This window comes from Flavobacterium agrisoli (assembly GCF_016522065.1).
GTDB lineage: Bacteria > Bacteroidota > Bacteroidia > Flavobacteriales > Flavobacteriaceae > Flavobacterium > Flavobacterium agrisoli.
On record NZ_JAEHFV010000003.1, the window covers coordinates 193,688 to 209,751 of the forward strand.

Below are 16,064 nucleotides of genomic sequence, written 5' to 3' on the forward strand. Positions count from 1 at the left end.
TTTATTTTACCAGTTTTATAATGGCCATTTCTACCAATAAAAACAACAGTGCAAAGATAACAAACCATTTCCAAATTTGATTATCGGTTCGTTCGGTTTGCAAGGTGTTAAATAGTGTCGAAATAGTATGCTCGGTGTTGTATTTGCGTAATAAATCGGTGCTGACTTGCGTTAGGTTGCTCTCGGTTCTCGGATAGTTAAAACTAATATTTTCGAGACGTTCTTTTTGATTAAAAATAGTGTAATTGCCCGCTATTTCGGGCGAATCATGAAAATGCATTTGTACCTTATTGTACAATATTTGTTGCTCCGGAATAAATTGCTCTTCGGTTCCTTTTACTTCTAAAATACCTTCTTTACTAAGTTGCGTTTTAACCGAAAATGCGTCATTAGCTCCGATGGTCAAAGCCGAAATCGATGATTTTTTTCCGAATTGTGCCAATTGATAAAAAACAGGTACAATTAAAGGGGATTGCTGAAAATTGGCATTTTTGGTATTAATTGGCGCTGTAAAAACAGCCAAATTGGTATTTGCTTTTTGAATTATAGTTAAAAATGACGTTTGGTCTTCAAAACGTAAAACCGACGGGTAAGGATTTTGAACTGTATAAGTAAGTTTGGTTTTTGGGTATTGAAAATTAGCAATTTTACTTTCAAAAACACCTTTAAAAAGCGGGTGATCAAAATTGATTTTGGTAATTAATTTTTCGGATGAATTGGCTGTTTTGAATTGCATTTTTCCAAAGTTCCCTAAAAAAGAATTTAAATTTTGAATCCCAATTTTTTCAGAGGGGATCACAATAAGATTCCCCCCTTTATTTACAAACGATTTTAAAGTAGTTTGTAATGCTTGCGGAATTTCATCTAACTCATTTAATACTACGGCGTCCTGTAATTCAAGTAAGTTGTAGTTCAAATTTTCGAGCAGAAAATTAGAATAATTAAACTCGGTTGAGGTATAAATTCGACTTAAAAAAGTTGCCTTTTCCGCTTGTCCAATACTTATTACATTGGTTTTTGGCATTTCCGAAATGCTAAAATAAAGGCGCTTGTCGTATGGTAAACTTTTATCTTCGAGGCTTACATAACCATGAAATTTCGCTTTCGGAATAGTAAAATGCAGTTCTTTTTTATTCGAATTGAAATTCGATACCGTTTTGGCAATTAATTTATCATTATTGTATAAAGCCACCGGAATAGCATCAAAATCATTTCCAAACGCACTAAATTGAATTCCGATGTCATAGAAATGATCGAGCGTTTGGCTGATGAAAACAGTATCTATTGAAATGTTATTTTTTTGCTCGGCCTCCGGAATTAAAAAGTAGGTTTTGGAATCTAAATTGGCTTGATCCAATTGTTTTTGAGTCAAGCCAACCGCATCGGTAATCACGATAATATCTTTTTGCGATTGTGGTTGGTGTGCGCTTAATTTGGCCATACAACTCTCTATTTCAAAAGCAGAACTGCTGTATTTTAAATTTTGTAATTCGTTTCTAATCGATTTAATGTCGGTATTCCAATAATTTTCGGAGTTGGTTAAAAGTGAAAAAGTTAGGTTTTCAGGAACATTTTCTAATAATTCTTGAATGGCTCTTTTAAGTAATTCACCTTTTTTTCCCTGCGCCTGCATACTAAACGAATTGTCTAAAATGATATACGTGGCATTTGCAGCATTTTGATTGTCTTTTGCTTCAAAATAAGGTTGCGCAAAGGCCAAAACGATACAAATTAAAAGTAAAATTCGAGTAGCTAATAAAAGCCACTTTTTTATTTTAGAGCTTTTTCGGGTTTGAATAACAAGTTGTTGTAAAAACCGAACATTGGTGAAGTACGACTTTTTAAACCTTCGGAATTGAAATAAATGCACCAATATAGGCACGAGTATAACCAATAAAAAGTATAAAATCGCCGGGTTTTTAAAGTGCATTCTTGAGTTGAATTTGTCAAAAATACAAATTTGCAGGCAGTTTTTGCTGTAGTTTTAGTTTTTTTTGAAAGAAAGGAGCCAACGGTATTAAATTGTATTTTAGCATTTCTAAAAAACTAAAAAACATAATAAATCGAATGAAAAAAATGACCATTTTAGCTGTTATGCTAAGTATCTGGAGTTTAAAAGCTCAAAAAAACAAATTGAATTTATTAATTGGTACCTACACCACAAGTTGCGAAAGTAGCGGTATTTACAACTATCTTTTTGATACAGAAACAGGAGAATTATCCTTTAAAAGTGAATCAGAAAAAGTAATTAATCCGAGTTATCTAGCCGTGTCGGAAGATCACAAAAGAGTATATTCGGTTAACAAACGTATTTATTCGGTTAACGAAGGCGGAATGGAAAGTTACATTAGCGCTTTTGATTATGATGTAAAAACGGGAAAATTTAAGTTTTTGAACAAACAAAATTCTGGCGGAGCCAACCCTTGTTATATTATTACCGACGATGAAAATGTTATTACCGCCAATTATACTGGTGGAAGTTTGGCTGTTTTTAAAAAGACAGCTACCGGAATTTCGGAGACTAAGCAAGTACTTCAGCATGTTGGCAAAGGAAGTAATCCCGAACGTCAGGAAGCGCCTCATGTTCATATGGTGTATTTTTCGCCTGATAAAAAATACGTTTTATCTAACGATTTAGGTTTGGATAAAATTTTCATTTATGAGTATCATCCTAAAGCGGAGAAAGAAATTTTAACTTTAAAAAAGGAAGTTTCGGTTAAAGCAGGTAGTGGGCCAAGACATTTAATGTTTGGTAAAAATGGCAAAAATGTTTATTTATTAAATGAGTTGAACGGTAGTTTGTTTGTCTTTGATTATCAAAATGGAGAGTTACAACTTATTCAAGAAACCACTGTTGTAAGTCCTGATTTTAAAGGAGAGGTAAGTGCAGCAGATATTCACATTTCACCCGATGGGAAATTTTTATACGCAACCAACAGGGGAGAAGCAAACGATGTTACGGCTTTTAAGATTGAAAATAATGGCAAATTGCAATTTGTACAGCGAGTTAGTACGGGAGGTAAAGGGCCACGTAATTTTACAATTGATCCAACAGGAAATTTTTTGTTGGTCGGACATCAATATACCAATGATATTGTGCTTTTTGAACGAGATAAAAAATCAGGGAAATTAAAACAACGGGATAAAAAAACACCTTTGTGTTCGCCAGTGTGTTTGGTTTTCTTAAACGAATAAATTTTTAAAAAAAAAGCCTTCAAATTTGAGTTTTGAAGGCTTTTACTTTATTTCTTTTTTTTCTTCGCTGCTCTGTTTTTTAGCATATTTCGGTTGACAGAGCCGTGTGTTTTTTTCTTTGTTTTAGAAGGTCCACCTAAATTCACTTTGGTATTTTTCTTGGCCTTTTCGTGAAAAGCGCCTTGCGTTTCCATTTTTGGTTTTTTGGTCAAAAACTTTATCGCTTGCCTGTCTTTTTCAGGTTCAATTAATTTGGACGAAATTTCTACTTCTTCCGGAAAAGGAGCAATTTCTAACTCGGTATTCATTAAAAGTTCGGTTTCAATTTTGCGCTCTTCTTCTCGAGGTGCTACAAAACTAATAGCCGTTCCTTTAGCATCGGCTCGTCCCGTTCTACCAATACGGTGCATATACAATTCAGGAAGTTCAGGCATTTCGAAATTAATAACATGCGAAATATTCGAAATATCAAGACCTCTGGCCATAATATCGGTCGTTATTAGTCCACGGAGATTTCCTTCCTGAAATTCGGCCATTGTACTCAAACGGAAATTTTGTGATTTATTGGAGTGAATTACGCCAAATTCGCCTTCAAAAAGGTCTTCCATTCGGTTATGCAACATATCCGAAATCTTTTTGTTGTTTACAAAAATCAATACCCGCTCCATGTCGCTGTTTTCCTGTAATAAATGGGCTAAAAGATTGACTTTTGTATTAAAATTAGGAACATTATAAGTAATTTGTGTAATGTTTTCAAGAGGTGTCCCCGATGCGGCTAAAGTTACTTCTTCCGGAAAATCAAAATAGTCATTTAATACGCCATCAACCTCTTCGGTCATGGTAGCCGAAAATAAAATATTCTGGCGTTTGTTGCGCATCATGGCTAAAAGTGAAGTGAGCTGAGGTCTAAAACCTAAATTCAGCATTTCATCAAATTCGTCGATAACCAATTTTTGTGTTTCATCAAAACGAACAACAGCATCCAATGCCAAATCCATCATTCGGCCAGGCGTTCCTACCAAAATATCAACTCCTTCGTAAACGGCTTTTTTTTGTGTATTAATGTTTACACCCCCAAAAATCCCCAAAATGCTAACCGACATGTATTTGGTCAATTTTTCAATTTCATCGACTACTTGTACAACCAATTCGCGCGTGGGAACTAAAATCACGATTTTGGGTGTGTTGGTCGGTGTAAATTTGTATTGTTTAAGCAACGGCAACAAGTAGGCAAAGGTTTTACCAGTACCTGTTTGCGCAATTCCCATCATATCTCTTCCGGACATAATTACAGAAAATGATTTTTCTTGAATAGGAGTTGGGGTTACCAATCCTAATTCATCAATTGCTTTTTGTAAAGATTTTGGAAGATTGAATTTTTCGAATGTGCTCATTGCATTAAATTTTGTGCAAAGATAACATTAAAAATAAGGAAAAACTGCAACAACTAAACAAGTTTCAGTCTTTTGATTTTCAATTAGTTATTTTAGGTAGCGTTTCGCGCGTAATAACAATTCTTTTGGATTGAAGGGTTTTGCAATAAAGTCATCTACACCCAAATTAAAAGCATCGGCAACGGTAGCTTCTTCTTCTCCCAACGAAGATAGTGCCATTACGGGCATAGTAGGATAATTGGTTTTTATAAATTGTATGATTTCCAATCCCGATTTCATGGGTAAAAGAATATCCGTAACAACAAGGTCGGGCAGAATTTCAGGTATTTTTTCAATGGCATCTAGACCATCTTTAGAAACATAAACATCATATTTTTCTTTGGTGAATATGAATTTTAAAATTTCAATGGTCATGTTGTCGTCTTCGATAATAAAAATTTTTTTTGAATTCATTAACAGTAGTTTTAGGGAGAACTAGTTAGTTGAAACAAATTTCATCTATCATCAGCATGTGTTTTTTGTTCTTTCTTGCACGCCAGACAGGAAGTTTCAGTTCTGGAATTAGGATAATTTTTATATTCTCAAATTTACTAAAATCAGAACGGTTGTATTTGAATTTTATTATATTTTTTTCGTAATTTTCTGTTAATTCCTTAGATTTTTGTTCGTGCAATTTTTCCCATTTTTGATTATGTTCTCCCCAAATTTCGATTTTTGTGGGCAGGAAAATCCAATGACGTTGGTCTTCTAAACAATTAAATTCGATTGAATTAAAAATTGCTTTATTGGTTTTTATCACAATTTCGGCCGTATTGCCGTACCAGCCTGTCCAGTTAAAATTGAAATTGTTGCTTCCTAAGATGCCATCTTGCAAGCCTTTTTCTTTTTTAAAATTGTATTCGGGAGCCGGTTGCGTGTTAAAATGAAAATCCATTTTTTCGCCTTGGTGTTCTATTACATTGTTTTGAGCAATTTCTAGCCATTGTTTAAGATAATCATCGGGACTCAATCCGCCTTCACTTAGTTCGTAAATGCCGTTTTTATTGCAAATTTCTACAAAATGGCGCACACGAGGTTCAAGATTTTTTTTAACTACAAATTTTCCGTTGACTTTTTCGTACATTCCATGAGGCTCTTTTCCGTAAAATTTGGCTTGTTCAAAATAAACGTATTCCAAGTCCAATCGTAATTTCTGAATTCGTGGTTTTACAACCAAATCGTTAGCTACTGACTTTTCTGCTTTTGAAAGTAAAATATCATATTGGCTCATGTTTTCGGGCGATAAAAACGAACTAATTTGCATAATCGGATTATCATAAATATCTAAATATTGGTTTTTTTCCATTTGATTTTTCACCAATAGATGAAGGTAATCCAAAACAAAAGGAGCTGCATTGCCATAATATAAAGTAACAAATTCGGCTGTGGTTGCCTCTACGCTCGTTTGCGAGTTCCATAAAAGTTTCGCTAAAAGATATTGCTTTAATTCGCTAAAACTTCCGGGAACATCGGCATAACCCTGACTAAATATGCCTTTGATTCCCTTTTTTTGAAAAATAGTATAATTCGATTCAAAACTTTGCCAATTTGGAAACGGAGCCATATAATTGGTAAACTCGACTGTGTAATCCCAAAAAAGAATGTTTTTCGAAATTGCTGTCCATCTGTCGAGGGTCTTTTCTATGGGTTTGTTTCTTCCTTCATTAAATGCTTTGGCTCGGTTGGCTTCAATTGGGCAAAACATGGGATATAAATTGGGAGCCAATTTTAAATTTTGAGGCGGTTGATAACTAAACAAATACGCCAGCGAGACTATTTTGGTTTCCGGAAAAGCATGCGCTACTTTGTTTATAAAATAATAATGCGCTCCTTGTGGACTTCCGTATTTTTGATTTAGTTTTTGACAATCTGCACATTCGCAATAGATTACATCGTCATTTTGACTAACCGAAAAATAAATGGCTTCGGGTTTAGTAGCTATTATTTTAGAAAGATTATCTTTTAAAACCGCAAAAACAGTATCGTTTGAATAACAAATTGATTCTGGATTTCGGTTGTGATTGTACAAAGCAAACATTTCGGGATGAGGCTTAAACCATTCTTTGGCCGGAACTAATTTGTAAAACGAATGTCCCCAAATGCCAAAATCATCCAAATACCAGTTTAATTTATGCCATTTCCGAAACGATTCATCGTATGAACCCGGATATAAAAGCCCTCGAAATTCAAAAGCCGCTTGCTCGTGCTTGCTGGTGTTTTTTGGAAATTGAATCGTTTTCGGCTCTGGGAAAAAAGTGTAAGTGGAAGTTAATTTTCGAATTCCGAATTGTTCTAATAAAGATGTAGCAGCGTATTCTAAATACAATCCTGAAGTGGCTTTAAGAGTGATTTGATTGTCGTTTGAGAGAATTTCGAAATAATCTTCCGATTTTTTTTCTATAATTTCTAAAAATATTCCGTTGCTTTTCTGGGTTGTTTGTACTTCAAAAGGAGCTGTCGAAATTGGGTCTAAATGTTTTTTCAAGAGTTGCACAGCGGGCAAACAATTGGAATCGGTATAACTAATTTGCGCATGGGCTTTATCAAAAACGATTGTTTGTGCCATTATTTTACAACTGATTAAAAGGAGAAATCCGATTACTTTTAGACCTTTTGACATACTTTAAAATTTATATTGAAGTGACAGCATCAATTCGTATTCGTTTTGTCTTTTATCGGCTACATATTCTTGATTGTTATATAAAAATTGACAGCCAACAATATAATGTGTTTGTATGGTTTTGCTAATTCCGACACCCATTCTATAGGAGGATAAACTCACCCTATTTTCGTAAAGACCTGCAGTGGCATCGTCATCGGGCGAGGTTCCGTAACCCAAAATGCTGTACAAATAATCGAATCGAGAACCAAAATAATAGCGGGTGGTTAAGTTAAAAGCTGGGTTAACTTTGTCTTGATCTATTTGATAAAAAGAACTCAAATTAAACCAAAATGCTTTGTAATATACGCCTGTTCCTAGGGCGATTGAGGTAAAGTTTTCGTTGGTAGTTTGCGTAAATCGTACACCCGCATTCATTTCCCATTTAGAGCTTAAGTTAAAATAATAACTACCACCCAAACGGTATTTAGGATAAACTTTGTTATTGCTAAAGGCAGAATTGACAAAAACATAATTGGTTTTGGTGGTAAAAATATAGGCCGAGGCTTCAAATTGCATACCGTTTACATCGGCTTCGTTAGCCGATTTTCGATTCATGGTATTGATGTTTGTAACCAATGTTCCCCATTTTCTAGACCGAATATACTGCAACACAAATTGGTTCCAAGGGCCATAACCGTCTCGATTAAAACTGGTATTGAAGTACTGAAAACCAATTCGATCATTTTTGATTTTATTCGCCAATAAAATGTAGCGGTCTTTCATGAATTTATCTTCAGAACCCGAGTTTAAGAGTTTTTCTAAAAGCTCAATTTCGGCCTTTTCATCTCCTTGAGCATTGTAAATACGTAATTTTTTTTCGTCGTAGTAGCTCGCTTTTTCGGGATACGTAGTTTTGGCCTTTTCTATAGTCGAAAAAGCAGCTTCATATTGTTGGTTGGTTATTTCCGAATTGATGAGGTAATTGTAAACTTCGGGATATTTATCGGTATTTTCGATTACTTTTTTGAAGTAAAACTGAGCACTATCAACAACGGGAATTCGTTCGAAATTTTGTCCCATAACCACATAATAATCCCAATATTCGGGCGCTATTTTTAGAGCTTGATGTGCTTTATTAATTATTTCTTGCGGATTTTTTTGGTCTCTCGTATCGGCTACTAATGCTACTATCAAACTATCGGTATTAATACTTTGGGCATGCAAATTTTGTACTCCGAAATAAGGCGTTAATAGAAGTATTGAGATGTAAATTAAACCGTTTTTCATTTTTTAGTAGTAGGATTTTCAAAACCTTTGCGGGTCATAACGCCCCAATTTTGTTCTTTTTGATTAAAAAAATGCCAATAACCTTTAAGGGCAGCAAATAAACATAACGGATGATAAACTAAAGGTTCTATAATGGCTACACCAATTAATTTTATAAGTTCTGAAGCCGAAGCGTATGTTTTATATAAAATTTCATCAATTGCAATAGATATGAATGTGATTAATAAATAGAACAAATATACGGTTAACGACATCCATAATAAATTTTCGATATTAAGTAAATTGAAAACGAGTGAAATTAGGATAACCAAAATGCCTGTAACTTCTAGAATTGGGACTAAAAATTCGAAAAAGAAAAAGTAAGGTAAAATTAAGAAACCCGTTTTCTCATAATGTGGATTAAAAAACATTTTTCGGTGTAAATAGAGCGTTTGAATTAACCCACGAGCCCAACGTACACGTTGTCGTATTAAAATGGTTTTTGTTGAAGGCACTTCGGTCCAACAAAGTGATTCTGGGATATAACGTATCAAAAACTTCTGATTGCTATCGTACATGTATTTACGCATTCGGGTAATTAATTCCATATCTTCGCCTAAAGATTTGTGCCAATAACCGCCTGATTTTACGGCAATTTCTTTATCAAACATCCCTAAGGCTCCCGACACTAATAGCAAACCGTTAATTTTACTCCAAGCCATTCTGCCAAATAAAAAGGCTCTGACATATTCCAATTCTTGAAAACGTGGCAACCATTCTTTTGGATAATGCACTTTTATCAAAAAACCATCTTTAACTTCGCACGAGTTGGATATTCGAATACCAGCTCCCGTTGCAATAACACGTCGGTTGTGTTCCATAAAGGGTTTGGCCAGTTTTAAAATAGTGTCTTGTTTTAAAATACAATCTACATCGGTACATAAAAACAAGGGATATTTGGAGGAGTTTATGCCGGCATTTAAAGCATCGGCTTTACTCTTTCTGTTTTCCTTATCCACTACTAAAAGTTTGGCGTAAATTGGATTTTTAGATTTGTAATGTCCCCTGACTTTAGCGGTTGGAATCTCTTCTCTATAATAAAAATTGACTTTAACCAAATCAAATTCGGTAATCAATTTACTAAGTGAATCATCGGTGCTGCCGTCATTTACGATGATGACTTCAAATTTGGGATAGGTTAATGATAAAAGTGAGTGTACATTATATACAATATTTAAGCCTTCGTTAAAGGCCGGTGCCACCACCGAAACCCCCATTAAATGATTGGATTTAAAAAGCGTTCGTTCTTCGAGGTATTTTTGAAATCGAATGTGTTTTAGAATTGCCGCATACGAAAAAATAGCTAGCAAAAGATACACCAAGATATAAGTACTAGAAAAATACAGTATAAAAATTTCGTAGCCTTTAAAAATATAGCTAATAATTTGCTCCATCATACAATATAAATATCGGTTACGTGTTCTAAAATTTTTTTAGCATCAGGATTTAAGATACTCACTTCGGTCATGGTTTCGGGACTTAAACTTTGTAAAGTGTCAACGGCCAATAATTTTAAAACCGAATTGGTTTCGTACAAAATAAGTTGTTTTAAAAAAGCAATGGTTTTTTCGGAGCCAATTTGTTTTAAGGCTCTAAGTATTTCTTTCCTATTTTTATCCGATTCATGCAAATAGAGTGAAATTAAAGGATTTTCGGATTGGGGTATGAATAATTCTTTGCAGGCTAAAATGGCTTCGCTACGTACTATTTCTTCCTCCGAATGTAACAGCGTAACAATCATATCTTCCTGATTTTTATAATTGTAGAATACCATTGTTTTGATTCCTAATCGAACCACCGATTTGTTAGGTGAGTACAACCATTCGTCAATATTGGTCGGAATTATTATTTTTTTCTCATGTAATAATTCCATCAATTTAATGATGTTTAATAGTGAAATTTCCCGAGGAATTGTGGCTAATTGCTCTACTTTTCCTTCCGATAAAGACAAATAACAAGCATAGGCATTGGATCGTATGATGTCATTTTTGTGTTTCAAATACGGTTTTACTACTTTTTTAGCAGGTTTATAATCAATGTGTTGTAATTGGTATAATCCTTCTAGTTTTTGAAAAAAGCGAAAATTGGTTAGTAATTTTATCGAAAATAAATGCAAGTCGAGTTTTTTATAGAGCTCAATTACTATTAAACTAGCATCTCCTTTTAAATTTTCTTTAAACCAAATCATTTCGTTGATTAGCATTTTTTTGCACCAATTTTTATGAAACGGAATTTGATTTTTAAGCAAAACTATTTGCTCGTTGACTTTAATTTCGTTTTTAGAAATAAAAATTAAAGAAGTTAAAAACGAATGGATACGCTCCGTTACGTGTTGCTTTTTTTTGTTATGAAAACTAAAAAGATACCGTTTAAAAGCAATAAATGCCATAAGCAAAACCAACCCAAAAACTAAAATAGGTAAAAAATAGTGCTTAATATAAAAAAGAAATGGAGGCATTTGGAAAGACTTTTTCAACCTAAATATAACAAAATAAAGTTGTAAAATCACCCCGTTTTGTTTAAAAGGCTATTTAAGTTTGAGATTAAAAGAGCAAATTCCTTGATTATGTTATATTTAAAGTCCTTCAAAAACGCCCAATCCAAATAAAGCAAAATCGTATTTAACAGGATCGTTTGGGTCTAGTTTTCTAAGCGCATTGTCCAGTTCGGCTAGAGCTTTAGCGTCATTTTGTTTCCTATGTAAAAGCCCCAGTTTGCGTGATACATTTCCAGAATGTACATCTAAAGGGCAAGAAAGTTTTGATGGTGCAATAGTTTTCCAAATACCTAAATCAACCCCCATATTATCTTGTCGACACATCCACCTTAGGTACATGTTAATCCTTTTTGCTGCGGAGTTATTCATTGGGTCTGAAATGTGTTTTTGAGTTCGGGGTAAATGGTCTATTTCGAAAAATATTTTTTTAAATTCCGAGATGCTTTTTTGTGTTGAATTGGCTTCTAAATTTTTAGCAAAAACGGCTTCTAAACCGTTGTGGTTTTTGTAAATATGCTGCAATCCTTTGATAAAACCAATCAAATCTTGACCATTAAATGTTCGGTGGACAAAAGAAGCTAAACCTTCCAAATGATTTTCGGAATGCGACATTACAAAGTCATAAGGCGAATTTCCCATAAATTCCATCATTTTATGCGAATTCTTAATAATCATTTTTCGGTTGCCCCAAGCTATCGTTGCACTCAAAAAACCAGCAATTTCAATGTCTTCCTTTTGTGAAAACAAATGTGGAATTTGTACGGGGTCACTTTCTATGAAATCTAGTGTATTGTATTGCAGTACTTTTGCATCAAGAAAATCTTGAAGTTCGGATGGATTCATATAAGATTTAGGTGAATGAAACGGAATTATTTGTTTACGAAAAACTAAAACGTCAGTTTTTTTATGGATTACTAATTTGTCCGTCTACCATTATTAATTTTCGGTCGGCCATATTGGCTAATTCTTCATTATGGGTTACAATCACAAAAGTTTGACCAAATTCATCTCGCAATTTAAAAAACAATTGGTGTAGATTTTCGGCCGAAGCGGTGTCTAAATTTCCCGAAGGCTCATCGGCAAAAATAACATCGGGTTTGTTAATTAAAGCGCGGGCTACTGCCACTCGTTGTTGTTCTCCTCCCGAAAGTTCGCTTGGTTTGTGATGAATTCGGTGCGATAAACCCAAGTAGGAGAGGAGTTTTTTAGCCTCGACTTCGGTCTCCGTATTTTTTTTTCCCGCAATATAAGCCGGAATACAAACATTTTCAAGAGCTGTGAATTCGGGTAAAAGTTGATGGAACTGAAATATGAATCCTAAATTTAAATTTCGAAACTTAGATAATTCTTTATCATTTAGTTTTAATATGTTTTCTTGATTGATAATCAACGAAGTGTTTTCGCTTTTTGAAGGTTTGTCTAAGGTGCCTAAAATTTGCAAAAGTGTTGTTTTACCGGCTCCCGAAGCACCTACAATTGATACAATTTCTCCTTTTTTAATATGTAAATCAACTCCTTTTAAAACTTCTAACTGGTCGTAAAATTTGCGAATGTTTTTTGCTTGTATCATTTGGTAAAACTGTTTTTACAAAGAAACAAAAGTTTAATGCGATTTTAAAACGGCTTTGGCATAAATTTAGCTTTAACTGGGTTTTGTTGAAATAATTACAAAATGACTATCTTTAAATAAATTAGGAAACAATGAATGAAATACAATCAGATGTATCGTTTAGAAAAGAAAAAAGAAACAAATTATGGTTGGGTTTATTGTTTGACTTGATCGGGATGTTGTCTTTTTCGGTTTTTGGTTTGGGTGAGTTTACCGATATTATTTGGGCACCTCTAGCCGGTTTTTTGATGAACCGAATGTATAAAGGAAGAGTAGGTAAAATTGCAGGTATCTTGACTTTTTTAGAAGAAATAATTCCATTTACCGATGTCATTCCGTCTTTTACTTTAACTTGGTTTTATACCTATTATTTTAGTAAAGTGTAAAAAAAAGGCAACTGTTTAAGTTGCCTTTTTTGTAAAATATAATGTTGCAACTCCAATTAACGGACTATTATTTTTTGAGTTTGAATTACTTTTTTAGAGCTGTTGTCTGTTAATTTTACAACGAAAATTCCTTTTGAATGCAAACTGATATTCTCGGTGGTTTGATTTTCAATTTTTCTCTTCAAAATAGTTTTTCCGGTCAAATCAATAATGCTTAATTCGGCATTTTGAATTGGATTTTTAAACGAAATGGTAAAATTACCGTAATTGGGTACCGGCCATAAAGTATAAGATGCTGAATTGGCTTCTGGTTTTTCAACGGATAACGAAGCTACATAGCCACTAAGAATGTTCACTTTTCTTGTCATAGTCGCTCCTTCGGCATCGGTTACGGTAAATTCAAACGAACCTAAACCAGTGGTATTTGGAGTAAAATCAACCTGGTTGGATTCTAATTTGGTGCTTCCATTAACTGTATTAGAAAGGGTATAAACAGGATTGTTGGTAAATCCTCTTGAAAGTTTCTGTATATCAATTGTGATTTTTTCTCCGTTTTCCGAATTGTAGTGTGGTAAAGACATCCACTGTAAATACAGATCTAAATTGGTATATCCGTCATTGTCGTTGTCTGCATTCGAATCTGAAAAATCGCCAATAGCCGAATTAGTATTGGTTCCTATGATGCTTTCCCACCAATTTGGAAGTCCGTCTTGGTCGGTATCCCAATTGGCATCACGAGAAATAACGGGATAAATTTCAAATCCACCAACATCTGATTCGTTATCAGGAAATCCAGGTTTTCCGGTTTTGCTACCCGAATACGTATACGTTCCGTTTAACGTTTCGGTAATAATTCGCTGGTCGTGATCGTCAAACTCAGGTTGCGTACAACCTACATCTGAAAGGACAATTTTATAAGCCGTTTTGGCTGATTGAGTTGAAACATACGATGGGAAAAACGGGCTGTCTACAAAGTTGTCATAGGTATTAGTTGCTCCATTTTTATAGGTTGCTCTTCTCCCAATAGCTTGGTTGCTTTCGTCAAAATATCCAGGCATTACATTTCCTTTAAAATAACATTTCTGAGTGCCTGTTCCGACATTTTCGTTGTCGGCACTAAATGCAACAAATATTTTAGACCCTGCTCCCGGTTTGTAGTAATTGTTTACAAAATTGACTTCTTTTGTTCCTCCATCTGTGGTACGACTTCCCCAGTTATACACCACATTGTTGGTAATGTCCATTCGTCCAGTATAAGCGCCACTGCCATCAAGACCTCCTCCTAAACTCCAATTGCGGCCATAACAATGTGCAAGTAAATTATGGTGAAAACTACCAATATCGCCACCAATTGTTGCGGCATAACCGTGCTCAGTTCCATCAGGATAATTTTGATGCCCCGCAGCATTTAGCGCTTCGGATATTAATGTTTTTTGTAAAGTAATGTTTTTTCCTGAACGCGAACTAAAGGCTTCGTCAATTGTCCAGCTAATCGAACAATGATCTATTATACTATTATCAGCACCTGTTAATCCCATTCCGTCAAAAGTAGGACCTCCGCCAATTCTAACACGTAAATTTTGTACTATAGCATCGTTTCCTGTAATGCCAAAAGGAGCCGATTTGATGGTAATTCCTTTTCCAGGTGCAGTTTGACCCGCTATTGTAACATAAGGTTGACTCAATACCAACCGCGACTGCAATGGTATGATTCCCGATACATTAAAAACAATGGTTCTTGGGCCAATATCATTCGTAACAGCCTCTCTCAAACTGCCAGGGCCGCTATCGTTTAAATTGGTAACGGTAACTATTTTTCCACCTCTACCGCCACGCGCAAAACGGCCGTAACCTTCCGCTCCTGGAAAAGCCAATTGTGCGGGTCTAAATCGCCAAGTATTTCCTTTTTCGATGATGCCATTAGCTAAAACTTCGTCAATTCTCCAATAATAGGTTGCTCCAGTATATAAAGCAGTCACGTTAAAATTGGCTGTTGCTAAATTTTGATTTCCTTTAAATTCAGAAGAGCTGGTAGTGGCTTGCTCTACAGCAGAAAGACTCGTTCCAAAATAGACATTGTGGGATACTGCCTTTGTTGCAGCCGTCCATTGTAAATTAATAGAACCAGAATTTAGTTCGACATGTTCGTTATTATGTGATGGAATAGGATTTACAGCCTGATTGAAAATATTAGGTGTATTTAATTCGATACCGTTTAGCATGAAGTTTTTAATAGTTTCAGTACCGGATGTTTCGGCGGCAAATAAAATGATGACATCTGTTCCTTCGGTAGCCTCAAATTTTAAATAGGCATTTGCAGCATCCGCAGTTTTTAATGCTCTTACAGTCGGAGCCAAATTATCGATAACTAGATTACTATTCACGTAGATGTCAATTGGGCTAAATGTATTGTTAGTTGGGCTATCAACTGCATTAAAAAAGGCCATTAAGGAATGTGTTCCTGTTGCCAAACCGCTTATTTTTAATTGAATTTGAGCGCCTTGATTGGCTGTGCCATCTTTAACGGTTACGCCATCGGATATGAGTCGCGCATATGAAGGCGATTGAATACCGGTTTTGTACCAATTTGTACCCAATACATCGCCTTTATCGCCAGCTTTGCTGAGGGTAAAGGTTACACCATTTATTGTTTTAGTTGCCGTAGTGACAGAGACAATTACCCATGGCGTGTATTCGGGTTCATTGACTTCAGCCGCTTGTCTACCTGATTGATCAAAGTCGATCTTTACAATTGGATTTTGTGCTAACAGTGGCATGCACCACCAACTCAGTACCCCGAAGAGTACTTTTTTTGAAAATTGAATTAGCATTGTATTGTGGTTAAGGTTAGTAAGTTAACAGTAAAATTGTGCAATACTAAAAACAATAGTATCCTGCAGTATCCTGTGCTGTTCTGAATGTCATACAGAACAGTTCTTAAATAAGAAGCTGGTAATTCTGAATTGGTTTTTCGGAATGGGAGAGGATTGAAAAGAAAGAGGAATTACAACTAATG

The 16,064-nt window shown here is 34.8% G+C and carries 12 protein-coding genes; 2 read left to right on the plus strand and 10 right to left on the minus strand.

Translation table 11 applies throughout. From position 1 onward, the window contains the following. Position 1: 1 nt before the first annotated feature. Positions 2 to 1,930 carry a vWA domain-containing protein gene (locus I5M07_RS09155; RefSeq protein WP_200106093.1) on the minus strand — a complete coding sequence of 643 codons (1,929 nt, stop codon included), beginning with the start codon at positions 1,928 to 1,930 and terminating at the stop codon, positions 2 to 4. A 137-nt stretch (positions 1,931 to 2,067) separates the two neighbouring features. Here I5M07_RS09155 and I5M07_RS09160 point away from each other — a divergent pair, with 137 nt between their 5' ends. Then, a complete protein-coding gene (locus I5M07_RS09160) occupies positions 2,068 to 3,195 on the plus strand; it encodes a lactonase family protein (protein WP_200106095.1) in 1,128 nt (375 codons plus the stop codon). Positions 3,196 to 3,242: 47 nt separating this feature from the next. Here I5M07_RS09160 and I5M07_RS09165 read toward each other — a convergent pair whose 3' ends face one another. The 8 genes from I5M07_RS09165 to I5M07_RS09200 all read right to left on the minus strand — a co-directional run bounded on the left by I5M07_RS09165 (position 3,243) and on the right by I5M07_RS09200 (position 12,623). Further along, on the minus strand, positions 3,243 to 4,589 hold the full coding sequence (locus I5M07_RS09165) for a DEAD/DEAH box helicase (RefSeq protein ID WP_200106097.1): 1,347 nt from the start codon (positions 4,587 to 4,589) through the stop codon (positions 3,243 to 3,245). A gap of 87 nt (positions 4,590 to 4,676) precedes the next feature. Further along, positions 4,677 to 5,042: a response regulator transcription factor gene (locus tag I5M07_RS09170; RefSeq protein WP_200106099.1), complete on the minus strand. Its 366-nt coding sequence runs from the start codon at positions 5,040 to 5,042 to the stop codon at positions 4,677 to 4,679. Between the two features lie 25 nt (positions 5,043 to 5,067). After that, positions 5,068 to 7,194: a DUF4838 domain-containing protein gene (locus tag I5M07_RS09175; RefSeq protein ID WP_233622001.1), complete on the minus strand. Its 2,127-nt coding sequence runs from the start codon at positions 7,192 to 7,194 to the stop codon at positions 5,068 to 5,070. Between the two features lie 57 nt (positions 7,195 to 7,251). Beyond that, positions 7,252 to 8,517, minus strand: coding sequence for a YaiO family outer membrane beta-barrel protein (locus tag I5M07_RS09180; protein ID WP_200106106.1), 1,266 nt, complete (start codon positions 8,515 to 8,517; stop codon positions 7,252 to 7,254). Continuing rightward, the gene (locus I5M07_RS09185) at positions 8,514 to 9,953 is read right to left on the minus strand and encodes a glycosyltransferase family 2 protein (protein WP_200106107.1); all 1,440 of its coding nucleotides are present in this window, start codon (positions 9,951 to 9,953) and stop codon (positions 8,514 to 8,516) included. The genes I5M07_RS09180 and I5M07_RS09185 overlap by 4 nt, the downstream gene beginning before the upstream one ends. Further along, positions 9,950 to 11,014 carry a HEAT repeat domain-containing protein gene (locus I5M07_RS09190; protein ID WP_200106108.1) on the minus strand — a complete coding sequence of 355 codons (1,065 nt, stop codon included), beginning with the start codon at positions 11,012 to 11,014 and terminating at the stop codon, positions 9,950 to 9,952. Before I5M07_RS09190 ends, I5M07_RS09185 begins: the two co-directional genes overlap by 4 nt. A gap of 117 nt (positions 11,015 to 11,131) precedes the next feature. Beyond that, complete coding sequence (locus tag I5M07_RS09195; protein ID WP_200106109.1) at positions 11,132 to 11,896, minus strand: TIGR02757 family protein; 765 nt, start codon at positions 11,894 to 11,896, stop codon at positions 11,132 to 11,134. Between the two features lie 61 nt (positions 11,897 to 11,957). Continuing rightward, a complete protein-coding gene (locus tag I5M07_RS09200; RefSeq protein WP_200106113.1) occupies positions 11,958 to 12,623 on the minus strand; it encodes an ABC transporter ATP-binding protein in 666 nt (221 codons plus the stop codon). 131 nt (positions 12,624 to 12,754) lie between these two features. On the opposite strand from I5M07_RS09200, the gene I5M07_RS09205 reads away from it, so the two are divergent. Further along, positions 12,755 to 13,048 (plus strand): hypothetical protein, encoded by a 294-nt coding sequence (locus tag I5M07_RS09205; protein WP_200106114.1) that lies wholly within the window; start codon positions 12,755 to 12,757, stop codon positions 13,046 to 13,048. A 56-nt stretch (positions 13,049 to 13,104) separates the two neighbouring features. Here I5M07_RS09205 and I5M07_RS09210 read toward each other — a convergent pair whose 3' ends face one another. Next, entirely contained in the window at positions 13,105 to 15,879 is a 2,775-nt protein-coding gene (locus I5M07_RS09210) for a T9SS type A sorting domain-containing protein (protein WP_233622002.1), read from the minus strand. Positions 15,880 to 16,064 lie beyond the last annotated feature (185 nt).

Bases quoted from the DNA above. Each gene is read 5' to 3' on its own strand.
- I5M07_RS09155 (WP_200106093.1), bottom strand. From the start codon at position 1,930: ATGCACTTTAAAAACCCGGCGATTTTATACTTTTTATTGGTTATACTC.
- I5M07_RS09160 (WP_200106095.1), top strand. From the start codon at position 2,068: ATGAAAAAAATGACCATTTTAGCTGTTATGCTAAGTATCTGGAGTTTA.
- I5M07_RS09165 (WP_200106097.1), bottom strand. From the start codon at position 4,589: ATGAGCACATTCGAAAAATTCAATCTTCCAAAATCTTTACAAAAAGCA.
- I5M07_RS09170 (WP_200106099.1), bottom strand. From the start codon at position 5,042: ATGAATTCAAAAAAAATTTTTATTATCGAAGACGACAACATGACCATT.
- I5M07_RS09175 (WP_233622001.1), bottom strand. From the start codon at position 7,194: ATGGCACAAACAATCGTTTTTGATAAAGCCCATGCGCAAATTAGTTAT.
- I5M07_RS09180 (WP_200106106.1), bottom strand. From the start codon at position 8,517: ATGAAAAACGGTTTAATTTACATCTCAATACTTCTATTAACGCCTTAT.
- I5M07_RS09185 (WP_200106107.1), bottom strand. From the start codon at position 9,953: ATGATGGAGCAAATTATTAGCTATATTTTTAAAGGCTACGAAATTTTT.
- I5M07_RS09190 (WP_200106108.1), bottom strand. From the start codon at position 11,014: ATGCCTCCATTTCTTTTTTATATTAAGCACTATTTTTTACCTATTTTA.
- I5M07_RS09195 (WP_200106109.1), bottom strand. From the start codon at position 11,896: ATGAATCCATCCGAACTTCAAGATTTTCTTGATGCAAAAGTACTGCAA.
- I5M07_RS09200 (WP_200106113.1), bottom strand. From the start codon at position 12,623: ATGATACAAGCAAAAAACATTCGCAAATTTTACGACCAGTTAGAAGTT.
- I5M07_RS09205 (WP_200106114.1), top strand. From the start codon at position 12,755: ATGAATGAAATACAATCAGATGTATCGTTTAGAAAAGAAAAAAGAAAC.
- I5M07_RS09210 (WP_233622002.1), bottom strand. From the start codon at position 15,879: ATGCTAATTCAATTTTCAAAAAAAGTACTCTTCGGGGTACTGAGTTGG.